General features: G+C 40.2%; 10 protein-coding genes. All 10 read right to left on the reverse strand.

Annotated elements, in window-relative coordinates:
* Window positions 1-444 precede the first annotated feature (444 nt).
* A complete protein-coding gene (locus EZ456_RS18465; protein WP_131532686.1) occupies window positions 445-1,698 on the reverse strand; it encodes a glycoside hydrolase family 28 protein in 1,254 nt (417 codons plus the stop codon).
* A 65-nt stretch (window positions 1,699-1,763) separates the two neighbouring features.
* Window positions 1,764-4,535 carry a glycosyl hydrolase gene (locus EZ456_RS18470; RefSeq protein ID WP_131532688.1) on the reverse strand — a complete coding sequence of 924 codons (2,772 nt, stop codon included), beginning with the start codon at window positions 4,533-4,535 and terminating at the stop codon, window positions 1,764-1,766.
* 4 nt (window positions 4,536-4,539) lie between these two features.
* Complete coding sequence (gene rhaM, locus EZ456_RS18475) at window positions 4,540-4,848, reverse strand: L-rhamnose mutarotase (protein ID WP_131532690.1); 309 nt, start codon at window positions 4,846-4,848, stop codon at window positions 4,540-4,542.
* 360 nt (window positions 4,849-5,208) lie between these two features.
* Window positions 5,209-7,659 carry a glycoside hydrolase family 31 protein gene (locus EZ456_RS18480; protein ID WP_205945129.1) on the reverse strand — a complete coding sequence of 817 codons (2,451 nt, stop codon included), beginning with the start codon at window positions 7,657-7,659 and terminating at the stop codon, window positions 5,209-5,211.
* Window positions 7,660-7,664: 5 nt separating this feature from the next.
* Window positions 7,665-10,166, reverse strand: a complete 2,502-nt coding sequence (locus tag EZ456_RS18485; RefSeq protein ID WP_131532694.1) for a glycosyl hydrolase 115 family protein — start codon at window positions 10,164-10,166, stop codon at window positions 7,665-7,667.
* Window positions 10,167-10,171: 5 nt separating this feature from the next.
* Window positions 10,172-11,299, reverse strand: a complete 1,128-nt coding sequence (locus EZ456_RS18490) for a glycoside hydrolase family 88/105 protein (RefSeq protein ID WP_131532695.1) — start codon at window positions 11,297-11,299, stop codon at window positions 10,172-10,174.
* 20 nt (window positions 11,300-11,319) lie between these two features.
* Window positions 11,320-14,223, reverse strand: a complete 2,904-nt coding sequence (locus EZ456_RS18495) for an exo-beta-1,4-galactosidase (protein ID WP_131532696.1) — start codon at window positions 14,221-14,223, stop codon at window positions 11,320-11,322.
* A 95-nt stretch (window positions 14,224-14,318) separates the two neighbouring features.
* Window positions 14,319-15,110, reverse strand: coding sequence for a rhamnogalacturonan acetylesterase (locus tag EZ456_RS18500; protein ID WP_131532697.1), 792 nt, complete (start codon window positions 15,108-15,110; stop codon window positions 14,319-14,321).
* A 78-nt stretch (window positions 15,111-15,188) separates the two neighbouring features.
* Window positions 15,189-15,953: a rhamnogalacturonan acetylesterase gene (locus tag EZ456_RS18505; protein WP_131532698.1), complete on the reverse strand. Its 765-nt coding sequence runs from the start codon at window positions 15,951-15,953 to the stop codon at window positions 15,189-15,191.
* Window positions 15,954-15,970: 17 nt separating this feature from the next.
* Window positions 15,971-17,860 (reverse strand): rhamnogalacturonan lyase, encoded by a 1,890-nt coding sequence (locus EZ456_RS18510; RefSeq protein ID WP_131532699.1) that lies wholly within the window; start codon window positions 17,858-17,860, stop codon window positions 15,971-15,973.
* Between the last annotated feature and the right edge of the window lie 42 nt (window positions 17,861-17,902).

The following is a 17,902-nucleotide window of genomic DNA, read 5'->3' on the forward strand; positions in this document are numbered from 1 at the left end:
TCAATCCCAATAAAAAAATTTGTAGAGACAATCATCCTGTTATTTTTTATGTTTGTAATAGTTACCTAATTTTTACCCCATCGATCCTAGTCCTTAATAATGGGTATTGCCCTAATTGTTATCTGGTCACTAAGGGAAAAAACGGTAGCGGATTGCATCATGCTATAGGTATAAAAACCTTGACGAAATATTAATGTGCCGCTACCGCTTTAGGTAATCTGATAATTAAGCTAAGTAAAATAAATATTAGATTTTCTTAAATAATATATCAAAACAAATCTAAAGGACGATCGTCTTAGGAATATGTGCTAAAAACAAATACAGGCTAATGTAGATGTGTCCACACGATAGGCCTGCGCGGGAATGACGACCGTTCTTTGCAATCTGTCACCCCAATCGTTTGACCTCAAAGCCCAATATCATTAACTTAAGATAAGTGTTGGATTAAGGTTTAACGACTAATGGCGATCCATTTACCATTACGTTCTCAATTTTAACATCCTGATACCTGTTTTTTAAAAAAGGTGTTTTAGTAGTCACTTCCAGATCTTTAAAAAGAAACCCCGATACTTTATCTTCAGGATTCCCATCCATTTCGCCAAATTTTGTTGCCTCAACTTTAATGTTGGCTATCTTAATGTTCCTGATCGTACCAAATGGTTTTGCCGTACTACCGCCTAAATCGAAAAATTGTTTCCAGGGGTTTAAGTCAATGATGGCGCCGCATTTCCCTGTAATATTTTCTACTGTAATATTTTCGTAAAGCTGATAAGTATCTCCACGCATTTTCATTTTTAAAATCGGGCAATTATTTTCTACCTTACAGTTGCGCATGGTAATATTTCGCGCATGAATACACTCGCTTCCCATGGTTAAAGTAGCATGTGCTTCGCCAATGGTACAATTTTCAATTAAAATGTCTTCAACAATTCCATTTTCTGGCAATTTCTGTGCATCAGGTCCTTTGCCTCCCTTTATGCAAATAGCATCGTCGTTTACCGAAATATAACAGTTCCTGATCGTTACTTTTTTACAAAAATCAATATCTATGCCATCAGTACTGGGTGCTTTTACAGGCCTAAATGGCGAACGGATATCGCAATTCTCAATTAATACATTGTTAGATTGGTACAAATGGGTTGTCCAAAATCCAGAATTACGCAATTTTACTCCCTTAATATTCACATTGTTGCATCCCCAGATAAAAAGTAACCGTGGGCGGCTCACTTCAAGGTTTGTAGATTCTCTTCCTAACTTTTTAAGCGAATCGCGATGTGCCCAAAATGTTTTCCAGAATTTAAGGCCATTCCCATCAATAGTGCCTGGACCCGAAATACTAAAACCATCTACTTTTGTGGCATTAATTAACGCTGCAAAGTATTTAAGGCTCCTCCCTTCCATCCGCGATGGGATAAAAGGGTAATCTTTTATGTTATCAGATCCTTTAAGTACTGCGCCTTCTTGCAACAGCAGCTTTGTTTTAGGTTTAAAAAAAAGTGCCCCACTAAGGTAAACGCCCTTGGGAATGACAATCGTTCCTCCTCCTTTTTGATAAGCTTTATCTATTACACTTTGAATGGCTTTGGTATTCAGTTTGGTGCTATCGGCACTTACCCCAAATTTTGTGATGATATAGTTTTGAGCCGTGGCATTTATACCAATGGCGGTAAACAAAGTGAGTATAATGAGTTTTTTCATGATAAAATGCATATTGTGGTGCAAAGCTTTAAGATTCCCACCTGCGCGGGAATGACGGTATATGATTAATTGAAAGCTGTAATGCTTACTGGGCCGATTAATCCTGAGGGCATTACATTCCAGCTTGAAGCATCAAAATCCTTATAATTAATATTTACAAAATTGATTTCGTGGTAATTCCGCCATTGAATTTTCTTGATATCCATATCACGTATGCGGTTCGCCATCAAATTAACCACTTCAATTTTGATGGTATTATGGCCTGCTTTTAAGTATTTGCCAACACGGGCCTGAAAAGGAATACTCCATAAAATACCTACTTCCTGTCCATTGATCCACACCCTGGCACTTTCATCCACCTGGTTCAGGTTTAAAATATATTCTCTGGCAGTTTTCGAACTCAGATTAAAACTTGAGGTGTAAACACCAGTACCAGAAAAGGCCTGTAATTTAGGATCGTTCAAGGTTGTCCAGCTTACCAGTTTAGCTAACTGCTGATCTGCAGGAAGCTCAGGTCCACCTTCGGTAAAATGTAAATTCCATGGTTGGTTAAGATTGATCGAATTGGCAGCTTTGTTCAAATAAACCCAAGGAGTTTTGGTTGTTCCATTCTGATCGACCTTTAAAAACAAACTCTCTCCCGATTTAAGCTGTACGCGAACCTTTTTATCGCGTATTGCCGCTAACCCTACATTCGAGCTTTGTGGATCCATGATTAAAACCTGTCCTTCATCATTTAAGGAAAGTTCAGTATCAATATCTTTAGCGGTGTGGTTAACCAGATAATAGTATTTGCCAGTTGTTGTTTTCCTCCTGATAAACTGAAGGCCCGAATCGGTTAAAGTTTCTCTGTTAATGGCTACCAAACTTAATGCCTTTTGCACATCATCAGCAAGCAAAATTAGCCCTGCTCCAACTTTAAACTGTTTAATGCCATTTGCGCCATCCGTAAAAATCAATTTAGCCAAGGTAGCTTTTAGCTGTGCTCTGCGGGCTTCCAGATTGTTTAAACCTGGAACATCTTTAGGCAATGCTTGAAAAATGACTTTTGCTCCATTGTTGGCCAGATTTATCATCTGATCTAAAGTTTCCGGGCTGAGCAATTCGCATTGCGGAACAATTAGCACCTGATATGGTGCAGCCGCTGCGTTGGTACTGATCAATGCCTTATTAACAGTTGATTGCTTTAATAACCGATCAGACGCAAAATCAAAAGAATAACCCGATTTAGAAAGCGCTTTTGATAATTTATAGAAAGCCGTTGGATGTAACCATTCGTCAACATCATGCACTTTTAAGGCCATATCTAAGCCTTTAGCCTTGTTCCAAACATCATAAATTGGCCAATAGATTAAAAGTTCGTTATCTGGCTTTCCTGATTGAAGAATAGACTGGCAACGGGCTATATAATTGTTTAAGCCTTGTGCTTGCGGCCATAAACTGTTGTTTGGGTTCATTTCTACCGAAGCGTAAAACAACCATCCCGGCCAGGGGGCATTTGTTGGCGAATTGGTGGTACCATGATAAAAAATATGGTTTATTCCTGCCAAAAACAATTGCTCCGCTTCGGGTTTACATTGTGAGAACGATGTTTTAAAATGTTCGGTTAACCATGTAAATGTTTCAGAAGAAGCCAGTTTTTTACCACCTGTATGTGCCGCAGAAGATGCAAATTTGCACATCATAGGGTCTGGATCTACATTGCGGATATCTCCTGCATCACGTCTAAGGCCTGGGATCGGGAAGTAACTCGAACCAAAGGTTTCAGTCTCGGGAATATCTACCGCTCCATAAAGATCAAGCAAATTGCCCGGCGAACCATGCGACTGGTTTTTGGTCTCCGATTTAAGCTGATGTGCCCAATTGGTCCAGTTTTGCGTAAAATTATGGAGCAAAAGTTCATCCATGGTTTCCCGGTAATCAGATTTTAAACGGGCAATATTTGCGTTGGTAGAATCCTTACCGGTTAATTCTTTAATATGGGTGGCCAGGTCGTAACCCCTGTTTTTCTTAAATTCCTGGAATAAAGTAGGTGTCCAGGTAGCGCCATACACTTCATAACTATCGTTAAAAAACGAGCGAACGCCTTGCGGCTTGCCACCAAAAGCATCAGAAAATCTTTTCAGGTAAACATCAACTGCACTTTTATCGAGGTGATCTAAGGTAAAACCTTCTCCTCCTGGGGCCGCACGTTTAACCATTTGCCTGGTTTTACCTGCAAAAGCGGCATAAATATCCCAGCTGCCACTGTTGGGCGACCAATTTAAAGATCCATCAGCCTGAACTTTTGAAGAGAGATCGATTACCTCGCCATTGGTGCCATAAGCGGTTAAAGCCTGTAACTGTGCGAAATCCTGTTTGGCTTCTTTAACCTTAATGGCTTCAGTCAACTTCTCGCCCGCTTTAAGGGTATATTGTTGGGTAATCAGTTTAGTTGCAGCATTTTCGGGCTTAATTTGCGGACCACCAAAAGGCCAGCCTGTGCCCGTGTTCATATCAACCCCCAAACCTAAAGTATTTGCTTTATTTACCGTGTAGTGTAATATATTCATCCACTCGGGCGATAAAAACTGAAGATATTGTTTTTCAAAGCCCTTGGCGCCATAAATTGGTGTAATTTCTACACCACCGAGACCAGCATCGGCATATTTCTTTAAAACAAGGTTCAAATTCTGTTCGTCTACAGCATTTCCCATCCACCACCAGCGGGTCCAGGGTTTCATCTGCTTTTCGATAACAGGCCAGCTACCGGTATTTTTTACAGGCTTTTGCGCTTTGGCCAAACTAAAAGTTAGTGTACTAAGCAACAGAACAGAACAGAATCGTTGTAATTGCATATTTTTAATCTAAATGGAATACCATTTCTAAAGGGAATGTTTTTGGAGAATTATCGGCATTGGTTTCCATAATATCGGCCATATACGCCCACCATTTTTGCACAATCTGGGTACTGCCCAAATCTTGCGAGGAGCTTCCATTTTGTTGTTGCACAGCAAAAAGCGTATTGGTTTCTTCATCTAAAAAGATAGAATAATCACTGATTCCATTTTCCTTTAACAAAGTTGATAACTCTGGCCAGATCTCATCATGGCGCTTTTTGTATTCTGTTTCAAAACCGGGTTTAAGTTTCATCTTAAATGCACTTTTCATGTTTTCAATTTTATTTTTAATGGTTTTAATCTAGTTAAACCTATATTATTTATTGGCTCGCCATGGTTCGTGTCCTTACGGACCATTTCTTAATTAAGCCATTCAGTTTCGGTCTGTGAGGACACAGACCGAGGAATTTGAGCGTTCGTCATTCCCGCGTAGGCGGGAATCTTAATGCAACCTACAAACCCCACTAGGGCAGTACGATTCCCAATTAACCCAATAGCTATCGGGTTGGGAATGACGAAGGCGCCTGATGCATCCACCGTGGTTCGTGTCCACACGAACCACTAGTTATTATTCCCTGTCAAAAAACTGAAATTTCTCATTTTCAGTATGTTAAGACACAGACCGAGGCAGTTAATTTATCGTAAAATTCAAATCAGCACTGTTATCTCCGGCTGATTTAACCCAGAGTATTTTACTCTTTGCATCGTAAAACCAGCCCTCTGTTTTATCCAAACGATCAGGCGTTTTTAAAGCTTTCAATTTAAGGTTATTCTCTAAAACGCCATTAGGACCCGCTTTCCCCGTCCAATGTATTTTGGCCAGGTATTTATGATTACTGGGTTTAAAACTTCCTGTTGGTTTAGCCACCTTAAGGGTTAAATTCGATTCAGTTAATGAAGAAGTGATCTTCGTTAAAGCAAAATTTCCTGTTTTGTAGGCAGCGCTTAAATTATCGTCTTCATACATTTCATATTTAGATTCTCCATAAGGAAAAACATCCAACGTAATCACATCAACAGGTTTTTCGCCACTGTAGGCCATTTCTGGTTGCATTGGAATGATGCTGCCTGCTTTAACAAACAAAGGAATGGTATCTAATGGCGCCACAACATGGTGATAACTTTTACCTTCGTATTTTTCGCTTGTCCAATAGTTAAACCAAGTACCCTCAGGCAAATAAACCGAGCGGGTAATGGCGCCTTTAGTGGTTACAGGGGCAACCATTAAATTATCGCCAAACATATACTGATCGCCTATTTCGTATACGTTTTCATCATCCTGATGGTTAAGCACCAAAGCCCTCATCATGGGTAAACCTTTTTCGTATTGCTGATGCATGCTCGTGTACAGATAAGGAAATAGACGGTACCGCAGCAAATCGTATTTTTTGAAATTACGCAAAGCATCTTCACCATATCTCCAGGGTTCTTTATAACCTGGATGATCCATGCCAAAAACAAGTGCAATCGGACTGAACATCCCAAACTGCACCCAGCGGATATACAGCTCCGGATCGGCCTGATGTTCAAAACCGCCCATACAATGTGCCCAGGAACCTACGCCTGAAAGACCAACATTTAAACCAGCTTTAATTACAGGTGCGAAATATTGCCACTCGCTAGGCCAGTCGCCGGCAAAAATATAAGGATACCGTTGGATGCCTGAATAACCTTCTCTGGTTTGATTTAATCCTCTAAAACCGTTAAATTTTTCGAACTCTAAAAATGGCGCTTTGGCATAAGCTATTGAGAAAAGATTGTGTAAACGTTCTGCATCTTTTCCTGTTGGACCAACCTTCTCACTTTCGTTGGCTAAAGATCCAAACGCACTGCCTTCATCTGTTTTCAGAAATTTAGCGCCCAATTTTGCTACCCGCATTACCCCGTTATCCCACCACCATTGCGTTGCCTTTTCATCGAAAAAGTTTACAAATTCGCCGGGTTTACCATTTTCGGGATAGGTGTAACCCTGCGCTCTCGCCTGATCCAATAAGTTTAATTTTTTGGCATTATCGAACCGTGGGCGGAGGTGAAGCCCCACCATTTTATAATTCATGGCATAAATGCTATCGAACATCGATTTCGGATCTTTAAAGGTTTCCCTCCATTCGAAAGAAGTTGCGCCTTTACCTCCATTTTCGCCAAATAAGCGCCAGGTTGAGTCTAACCAAAGCAGATCAACCGGAATACCTAATGATCTGTATTCTTTTGCCAGTTCAACCACATAATGATCGGAAGTTTGTGCCTCATGGCCCCATGTACCACCGCTATACGTACCTGCATGTAGTCCTAAAGCAAATTGCGGTAACATTGGCGATTTGCCTGTGATACTGGTATAATGATCTAAAATAGCCGGGAAAGTCGGTCCGTACATGAAATAATAATCCAATTCACCATCTGCTGCCTTAAAACTATACTGATCTTTTTTAGAAGCGCCCATATCCCATTCGGTAGCAAAAGAATTATGCAAGAAAATACCGTAACCCTTTGTACTCATAAAAAACGGAACCGGACAATAATTGGCTTCCAGTATATTGTAAGCACCGATGGCATGTGGCAAACCTTTACCACGGCCCACATTTAAGGTTACTTTTTTAAAGCGGCGGTCCATAAAGTCCATTCGTTCGCCAAAGCCAAAGAAATGTTCATCGGCCTGCAGTTTTTTGGTAACCCCAACCTGAGTGTTTTCTTTGCTTACCGCTCCGTTTACTTCACCGCTCAAAAATTTGCCTTTGGCATCAAAAACATCAAGCCTGAACGGGGCTTTGTATAATTTAACCACCAATTTTGAGGTAGTAAGTAAGAAATGATCTTTTTTATCCGAAACTTTAACGGCTACATTGGCCCAGTTGTAATTAATCACCATCAGGTTTTCATTGGCTTCGAATTTACCGTTCCAACTGGTTCTGATCCTGAAGATTTCTGGTGTACAGAATTCGAATTTCACTTCTCCCCTTGTGGTTGAAAAGGAAATGATGTTGCCCGTTTTCTTAAAACCAGTTTTATAATCGCCAATGCTTTGTGCCTTGGCGACTGCAAGCATAAAAATTAAGGATAGCGCAAAAGCTAAAAGTTTCTTCATCATATTTATTGTATTTCCAACTGGTTAATCACCAAACCCGGATCGAGCAGATAGATTTTAACAGTCGACTTGCCTGTTTTATTAATCTTGTGTTTGGTTAAACCTGAAGCGTAACCTTGTAGTACATTCTGTTTCCAGATGTTATTTTCTGAGGCTGGAGAAATGTTTATGATCTGTGGCTTGTCGTTATTTACCGAAATAGCATACCGAACTTTAATGCCATTATTAACACCCTGGGTAGGTAAACATTTCACTTCGATCTGGTGTTCGCCTGGCGTATTAAAATCAACATTGTAAATGGCAAAAGCAGCATTTTGCAAGTCATTTTCGCTAATAGGTTTAAAAGTAAAGGGATAAACAGAAATACCATCACCACCTAAACCCAGTCCTTTTAAGGTTTGTAGTGTTACTCCTTTTGGAACTGATTTCTCCGCATATTTTGCGGCTTGAACAATGGTTTTATTTTCAGTTTTCTCTACCGCACCTGATAGCTTTGAGACTATAGAATCAGCCACTTTTGGCATTTTAAACACCGCCAAATCGCGTGGTTTCCAGCTCATCATTCCATTCCACTTGCCACCTGCAATTTCTTCATTGTATTTTTTGGTAATCAACTGAATCCGATCAAAGCTAGCTTTCGATTTTTTTGAATAGCTTAAGGCTGATTCATCTCCATTTGCAGCTAACGTCAAACTTTTCTTTGCATATAAAATCTTTTGGTTCATCAGCATGGCGCCTTCAACCGGATATAAAATTAATTCAAAATAAGCATCTTTTAAGCGTGCAGGAATCTGATCATTTAATTTTTTAGCCTGATTATAAATCTTTTCATAAGCAGCCAACCGTTCTTCTGCCTGCTCATCGGCGAAATTAACACTGGCCATGTGCTCGGGTTTAGCAGCCTGCGCCAAACGATAATAAACAGCTTTTATTTCGGCAATAGGTTTTGCAAATTCGGCACCGAAAGTCTCAGCAGCCCAGCTTTCGGCATATTTATCAGCATTTTCTGGTTTCCATTGGTTTACATTCCAGGCGAGATCCATCGCAAACTGCGTTTCCATTTCAGCGGGTTTAATATCACCAACATTTATGACCCAAAGTCTATCTGCTTTATATTGGTATGCTTTGGTTAACTCGTAAGAAATTAATGATGGAGAAATAGACGAAAGCCAAAGGTAATCTTGTGGGGCACCCCAGTAAGAAATGTGGTAATATACCCCACTTCCGCCAGAGCGTTTTTGCTCTTCAGGGTTTGAAAGCTGACGGATATAACCATGGTTATCGTCGGCCCAAACAATCGTAACATCATCAGGCAATTTTAAACCAGCCTGGTATAAAGATAATACTTCTTTGTAAGGGCAAAAAATCTGTGGAATGGAGCTTACCGGTTTAGTAATATTCTTGCTGAGAATGGTACGCTGATCGGTAATTACCTCGCCCAATAGTTTTACTTTTTCATTTTTATTTTTCGGTCCGGGCATGCTGCCATCGTGAATGCCACGCATACCAACAGTATAAACCGATTCGTAATTTTTGGCTTGTTTTACACGGTCGGTCCAGTAGTTTGCAATTTCATTTTTATTCAGGTCGTAGCGCCACTCTCCAGGCTTCTTGCCGTATTCGTGTTCGAAATTCTCAGCCCATTCGAAAACATTATTCCTTAACATCGGTTCACAATGGCTTGAACCTAATACAATGGCATATTTATCAGCCATTACGGGGTTATTGGCATAATAATAAAATGCTTTGGTTGAAGGATGCATGCCTGGCCAGATGTAATTGGCTTTTAAGCGCAACAGCAGCTCGAATATTTTGGTATAGGTTTTTGGGCCGATATCTTTCACATCGGTATCCATCATTTTAGCAGCCCAGGGTTGGATACCCCAATCTTCATCATTGATAAAAATACCGCGGTATTTAACCGATGGCGACTCCACCAAAGGCTTAGCGGCTTTAATGTATAACGATTTTTTTAGCGCAGGTTTCACATCAGCCCACCAACAAAGCGGAGATACGCCGAGCATCCGCGACAATTGAAAAACACCATAAGCTGTTCCTCTCCTGTCGCTACCAGCAATTACTAAAGCCCTTTTTATCCCTTTCAAAGGATTTTCGATCACTGAAACCGAAAATGTTTCCCATTTACGGGATAAACTAGCACGATTAATTTTCCCTGCTTTGATTAACTGATCGATATATAACGACTGCCCCATCGTACCAATAATAATGGGATAAGTACTTAAAGCAGGATTGCTTTTCAAAACCTTTGCAGTTGTTCCCGTTAATAATTGAATGTCATCTTTAAACGCTTCGGCAGCGATTCCAACTACTTCGGCATCTTTTTCATCGATATAAATCGAAGATGCCTTTCCTCCTTCCACAATGGGAAAAGATGAAACACTGTTAATTTCAGAAACAGCAATGCCTGCCCTTTGTGCCATATTTTGTTTGGGCAGTAAGAACAACAACATCAATACCGATAAGCCTGCTAGGTTTCTGAAATTCATTTTTATTACTTTTTAAGTTTGTAAACTTCAGTTCCGGCTAATAGGAAACAACCCAAACCATAATCTTCAAAATCAGGCACACTGGTATAACTAACGGGCTGCCCGTCTTTTGGTTCCTTGCCTGTTCCCTGCATAAAACCGATAAAACTATTTTTTTGAACAGCGTCTTTGGTCATGGCGTTCCAGGCTTTCGTAATGATAGGCAGGTAAGTGGCTTTATCTAAAATACCTTGATTTACACCCCAAGCCATGCCGTAAACAAACAATGCAGTCCCTGATGTTTCTTTACCACCAAAATGTGTAGCATCATTTAAACTTACGTTCCAGAAACCATCTGCACGCTGAATAGGCACCAGGGCTTTGATCATTTCGTGATAGGTTTTTAAATATTCACCGCGGTGGGCTTCATTTTCAGGAATAATTTCTAAAACACGTACTAATGCAGCAACCACCCATCCATTTCCTCTTGACCAATAACAATCTTCTCCGTTTGGTTCTTTGTAAGGCGGTACAAAATCTTTATCGCGCCACCAAAGGCCATCTTTGGCGTTATACAAGCCACCACCCTCGATATTTTTAGAATGCATATACATTTTGTACATGTAATTGTAGTAGGTTGTGTCGTTATATAATTTACCAAGTTTGGCAAAAACAGGCATACCCATTTGTATCGCATCAATCCATGTCCAATCGTTTACCTTGCCCGATTTTATGACCAGATCGATCGAAGCTTTAATGTCTTTAATGCGTTCGGGTTGTTTATCAATCAGATAAAGATCGATATAAGTCTGTCCGCAAGCTTGATCGTCGGCATTTTTTGTAGTAATACCATTTCTTAAGCCCCAGTTATGTTTTTCGCCCCATTGAACGGCATAATCGTAATATTCTTTTTTAGGGTTAATTTTATAAAGATTCATTAATCCTTCGTAGTACACAGCCCTTGTCCAGATGTTGCTTGGCCGCTCCCTGTTGGTTATGATCGACTTTCCGGCATCAGGCCACTTATTCATAAAATAAGCATTTGTTGATTTTAATACTTTTAAAACCTCCTTTTTCTTAGGAATTTTCTGTGCCAAAAGTAGTTGGACAGATATGCTTAACAGTATAGCGGAGCTGAATATAAATTTCTTCATGGTGGTATTTCGCTTATCGATTAATTGGATTTAGGTTTTGGTTTTAACTCATCCGGACTATCTTTCGTAAAAGTATCGAACTGAATTTTCGACGGACTTTCGAAGATATCTTTCACGGTATTAAAAGCCACTTCATATTTTGGATTAAACTGGGCAGATATCATGTATTGCTGTAAACTGTAATAAAGCTGTTGTGCAGCAGGAGCATCTTTTAAATCAGGCGAGAGATTGGCACTCGAAACCACTAATTTCCCCTTGCCTACTTTTGCTTCGAAAACCAGTGCCAAACGACGGTTCAAAAACCAGGTATCGATTGGCTGAACAATTGGTTTAAATCCTGAAGGAAAGTCTTCGAGGTTCATTACCTGCGATTTGTTTACGATTTCCCACCATTGCATATCGCTGTGATAATCGGTTGGAAAACTATTAAAAGCGGCATGTTTCGGGTCGCACAAAATACCCAGGGTATGTGGCGGGCGCATTTTAAACCACGATGTATTCCAAAAAACAGGGAGAAAGGTTTGCACTACTTCTTTCCCTTTTACTACTTTGCCTGATGCATTGAGAAAAACATTGCCTCCCTCAGCCAAAACAGACTGGGCTTTGTCATCTAAACTGGTGCAGTAATACACATTGCTTTTAACTTGTGGCAGTTGGGCAGGATAAACCCAGAAACTCCAATCGTTGGCAAATTCAGTTCCATCAATCGTAACCTCCAATTTCAGTTTAGTTGCTTTTGTAATACTATTTAGGGGGAATTTAATTTCTCCAATGGCAATACAATTGGTAACAGGCAAGTTTTTAGGACTGAAATTGCCTTTGGCTACATTTGTGCCGCTTTCATTTTTGAGTGTCCACGAGAGTTTTGCATTTTCAATTGGCGCTTTTCCGAAATGCGCCACTTCTACAGCAGCTTCTAAAGTCTCATTATTGGTAAAAACAAACTTCGAAACTTTTAGCAAAGGCACCGTGCTGTTAGAAAAACGTTTGAATTCTTTAGCGGTGATATAACCTTTTTCATCCCAGAAGGCATCTAAAACACCAACAAGTGCTGTTCCCTGGCCTGGATAATCATTTAGCGACAATAACTGATAACCATTGTAATTGGGCGTTCGCAATGCTTTTTCTATTTCATTTTTATAACAAAGGGCCTGCAATTTACCCGAAGCCATTAAAAAATCGTGTCCCTGATCTGCCATATCGTGGTCTTTAAGATCTTCCTGAAACATCTCAAAGTTTTTTGCGCGATAAACACCAGTGTATTTTTTTATTTCATCGAAATTAGGAAAGGCACAATACTGCCCCATTTCGTGTGCTACAAAGGGCACGGTAAACTGTTCGATCTGTTTGGCGTAAGTAGAAATACTTTCTGGCTTTCTGCTCCAATCTAATCCTCTGGCACCTGCGCGTACCATAAATTCGTTGTTGGGGATAACCGGCCAGCTACCGCCAACTGATGCACCAGTGTACAATCGTCTCGAATCTTTGGCTTTCCAGTAATTATTAAATTTAGTAAGGTATTCTACCTGCTTACCACGTGGTTCATTTCCATAGGCCATCATACAAAAGGATGCATAATTGCCATAGTTTTTGGTCATTCGGTTGGTTTCATCGTAAATAAACTGGTCGATTGGTTTCCCATCACCAATAGATGAACCATGATTGGCCCAGCTTGGTCCTTCTGGTTGAAGATAAAAGCCGATTTGATCTGCTGCAATAAAAGCAGCTTCTGGCGGACAAAACGAATGAAAACGCATGTGGTTTAACCCATGCGCTTTCGAAATTTTAAAAATACGTACCCAAGCAGCAACATCCATTGATGGATAACCTGTTAACGGAAATTCGCAATTGTTAACCGTACCGCGTAAAAAAACCGGGCGGCCGTTAATTTCAAAAGTTCTGCCTACAGCTTTAAATTCACGCATACCGAACTGTACCTTTTTCTCGTCTTTTTTGCCATCTTTCGAAATTAGCGTGGCTGTTAAATGATATAATGCGGGATCGAACTCATCCCAGGTGGCAATTTTATCGCCCATGGGTAAATTGATTTCTAAACTCCCTACACCATTTGTAATTTGGTAAGCTGCTGTTACAGGCTTAACCTGGAGTACATTTTTGGTATTAAAAGTTGTAGCAGCAAGCGTAATTTTCCCAGTAGAGAATTGGCTAGCATTGGCTTTAAGCTGGATTTTAACCTTCGCAGATTTATTTTTTAAATCGGGATAAACCTGAATATCTTCAAAATACACAGGCGAACCGGCCACCAGTTCCATTTTACCTACCACACCGTTCCAGTTTCCTTGAGTGTGATCGGTTAAACTATGTGAATCCTGCCCTACATTTATCGCCTTAATGCGGTTATCAATCAATAAAGTAATGGTATGTTTTCCTGCTTTTAAATTTGGTGGGAGTTCAAAGTTTTGAGCGACAACAAAGGTAAATTGGGTTCCTATTTCGATATCGTCTATCCAAACCCTTGTTTCTGAATGTGGGTATTCTAAGGATAAAACTAGTCTTTTCCCTTTCCAATTGGCAGGTATTTCGATATCTTTCTGATACCATGCCGCACCTGTATAATGTTTGGCAGGGGTTAACCAGAAAGGTATTTTTAAGTTATCGGGTTTACGGTATTTTTCTAAACGGGGGTGGTAAAAGTACGAGCTATCATAAATGCTTCCAGTCCATTTCGTTTTAAGGGTTATATCATCACCTTTTAAGTTTTCGGCCATCGATCCGGGAAGCTTAACGAATTCGGGAAGAACGGTTGAATACCATTTTCCTTTTATGCCTTCATCTTTAGCATCCATTTTGAAACGCCATTTGCCTGCAAGCGAAATGTTTTGGGCATGTGTTTGCGTAATGCTTAAAAATATAAAAGCAATGCCTATCAGCACTTTGAAAACTCGGTTAACCTGTATCTGCATAAAATTGAACGGTTTATCACCGTTTGTATTTGGTTAGGCTGTTAAAATAAGACAATATCAGCAGGAAAGCATCCTGTAGTATCCTGCTCGATGGTTTATTTTAGGTAGCTATTCAGTTTATTGTTTTTTAATTTCTTCAGGCATTCTACAACCGCAGCTGTATTTAACTTCGCTCCTGCTTCGTTGGTATGGGTGTGGTCTTTCTCGGTAAAAAAAGTTTTAACCTCAGCTGCGCCTAAAGCGGCATATTTATCTTTAATGATTTGGTTCAATGGAATAAAATCGATTTTTTCGGCTTTCGCCACCTCTTCGGCCCAACCCGCATAACTATCGTTGGTTAAAACTACCGCACCATCTTTAACCGGATTGCGTGGAATCGGTGAACACACAATCGCTGTTGCGCCTTTGGCTTTAATATCGCTGATGAATTTGCGCAGGTACCAGCCATAAGTATAAACCACTTCCTGTTTTTTCTTAATCGGGTTGTAAATTTCTTTACTTTCCGTTCCGATACCTTTTATGGTACCACGGGCACGGGCGGTGTCATCTAACGGGCTGCTATCGTTATGACCAAATTGCATCATCACAAAATCGCCTTTTTTTATTTTTGCCAAAACAGCATCCCACAAACCGTTGGTTTGAAAAGTACGACTGCTGGTACCGCCAAGTGCATTATTTTCGACATTGATTTTTTCGCTGTTGAATAAATCTTCGATAAAACTTCCCCAGCCCCATAAAGCGCCATCGCCTTTGCCTTTTCCATTTTTAACGGTCGAATCGCCAATGAGGAATAAAGTTGGTTTCGTCTGCTGTTTCAAGATGATGCAGGAAGAAAATATAATGAATGTGGTTAAGAGAATGAGGGGTAGATATTTAGTTGATTTCATATTATAACGATTACACCGATTGTTGGATTACACAGATTTATATTGCCTTTGGTCTTTCAGCTTTAGTCTTTCCGCTCCCTAAAGCAAGTACTTTTTCAGTTTACAATCTTTCAATTCTTTAATCCCTTCTACAACAGATGCGGCGTTAACTTTTGCACCTTCCAAATTGGTATGGGTATGGTCGCCAGGGAAATAGAGTTTTACTTTATCAGGACCGAGCGCATCATATTTATCCGCTGTAATTTTATTCAGGTCGACGAAATAGGCATTTTCTTCTTTTGCAACTTCAGCGGCCCATTTTCCAAAATCGTTATTGGCACGTGCCACTTTACCATCTTTAAAAACGTTCCTTGGGATCATCGACAATACAATAGGTATAGCACCCTTTGCTTTGGTTTCGCGCACAAATTTGCGAATATACCAACCGTAAGTATGTACAGTTTCTACTTTTCCATCTGGCCAGGTTAATACTTTGGTTTCTTCACCAGTTCCTCTTAGCACACCTCTTCTACCGGCTTTTGTGGTATCAGGCGCACTTCCGTCATTATGCCCGAACTGCATCGTAACGAAATCGCCAGGTTTTAATGTTTCCAAAACCTTGTCCCACCTGCCTTCCGACAAGAAAGTTCTGGTGCTTCTTCCGGCCATTGCATTATTTTCTACATGGATTTTTGTGGTATCAAACAGCGAAGCAATAGGCGTTCCCCAGCCCCAGGTTTCTTTGTTCGAATTGCGAACGGTAGAATCGCCAATGGTATGCAGTGCGGGTTTATGCTGAGCGATAAAGGCAAAAAAAGAAATGATGATGATCATTCCCGCCAGGATAAAGCTATATTTTTTCATTCTTGCTTGGTTAAAATTTATTTATGGTACTCAATTAGTTTAATATTTGGCTTTGCTGGTTTATTCATATCGTCGCCCATATAAAAACTGGTGTGAGGTGGCTGGTTATAGCCCACATTTTGCCAGGCAATACTCAAACGGTATTGGGGATCGTGCATAAAGGTATAAAAACGGTGAGTTGTTGGAATTGTAGTGGTAAATATCCTCAATTCGCTGGCATCAGCAGTGCGGTAAATCACTTCTTCACGCCAATCGCCTAAAATATCAGCCGATAAAGCTGGGGTTGATTTAGTTCCATTGTTTGATAAACAGTTATACATCCTTACATTTAGCAACCTAATGTTTTTAGCGTTTTCGTAATCCCATTTATCGATAGTCGTAGCATTTAAAATTTCACTCTGGCAATCCCCATCCCAAAAAACACCGAAGTTAACACTCGGGGTGATTGACGAAATTTTATTTCCCTTGGCATCAAACATTCCGGTTATACCTGCACCTGCAACCCAACATTCTGAACCTCTATACCTTGGATCGATATTTAAAGCCAGCCCCCTACCAGGACCTTCGCCATCTTCACCAGCCTTTACTGATGCTTTTTTCCATAATATTTCTCCGGTTTTGGCATCTCTAAAGCTCGCCCCAGCATCAGAAAATTTTTCCTGAATATCAAAAACCTCCAATCCTGGCCTGTCTGGATCCAGATCGCCAACATGTAATGCATCTCCGTGCCCTAACCGGGTAGTGTACAAACCTTTCCCATTATCATCAATGGTCATGGCGCCAAAAATAATTTCATCTTTGCCATCGTTGTCTACATCTGTAATGCTTAAATTATGATTTCCCTGTCCGCTATAACCTTTATTTTCGGGTTCAACACTGTCAAAAACCCACCTCTTGTGCAGGTTTTTACCTTTAAAATCCCAAGCAGTAATGAAAGTTCGGGTATAGTAGCCTCTGGTCATAATTAAACTGGGATGTTTTCCATCAAGATAAGCTATTGCAGCCAAAAAACGGTCCATTCTGTTTCCATATCCATCACCCCAGATTTTCTTTAATTCTTCCGTTGAGGGTTCCAGATTTGGCACACGTGGGGGATTAAACTGCGTGGTGGTAATTTCTGCTCCGGTTAAGCCATCAAAAACAGTTAAAAACTCCGGGCCTGCTAAAATATATCCATTTTTGTTCCGCCAATCTTTAGTGGTATCGCCTATAAACTTACCTGTTCCGTCCATTGTGCCATCAGCTGTTTTACAGGCAACCTCTGCCCTGCCGTCTCCATCTAAATCGTAAACCATAAATTGGGTATAATGCGCGCCCTCACGGATATTCTTTCCTAAGTTAATGCGCCATAAAAATGTACCATCTAATTTATAAGCCTCTAATAAGGGATCTGTTGTGATACCCGCCTGCGAGTTATCTTTTCCTATGCCCACCTGGTGCAAAACAATTTCATATTCCCCGTCGCCATCTAAATCCCCGACTGAAATATCATTTGGGGTATAACCTGACAGTGTTTTTAAGGGAATAGATAAATAAGGTTTTGCCTCCGTATTTTGATGCAATATGAAAGCAACACTTTCGGTTTTTTCTTTCCCATTGATAACCGGTTTTACAAACCATTGGTTTTCAACAGTAAAATCTATCTTTTTATCCGTAAAAATTGTTGCTCCGGTTATTGGATTTTGATTCAATTTTACAGGATCTGAATGGTTTGTTCTCCTGTAGAGATTGAAAGAAATATTATCAGGATCAGTGCCTAAAACCCGCCAGCTCACAAAAACACTATCGCCTGGCATGTGTACTGCAACAACACCTCTGCCAAGTGTTTCCATTTCGCGTTGAGCGAAAAGCTGAGTAGCGCAGAATAAGCTAATGATGAAGCACGATGCTATAATGGTTTTAAACATAACGGCTTATAATTCTAATTAAAAAATAGGTTGGGTTCATGA

The sequence above is a fragment of the Pedobacter psychrodurus genome (genome assembly GCF_004331735.1).
In the GTDB taxonomy this organism is placed as follows: domain Bacteria; phylum Bacteroidota; class Bacteroidia; order Sphingobacteriales; family Sphingobacteriaceae; genus Pedobacter; species Pedobacter psychrodurus.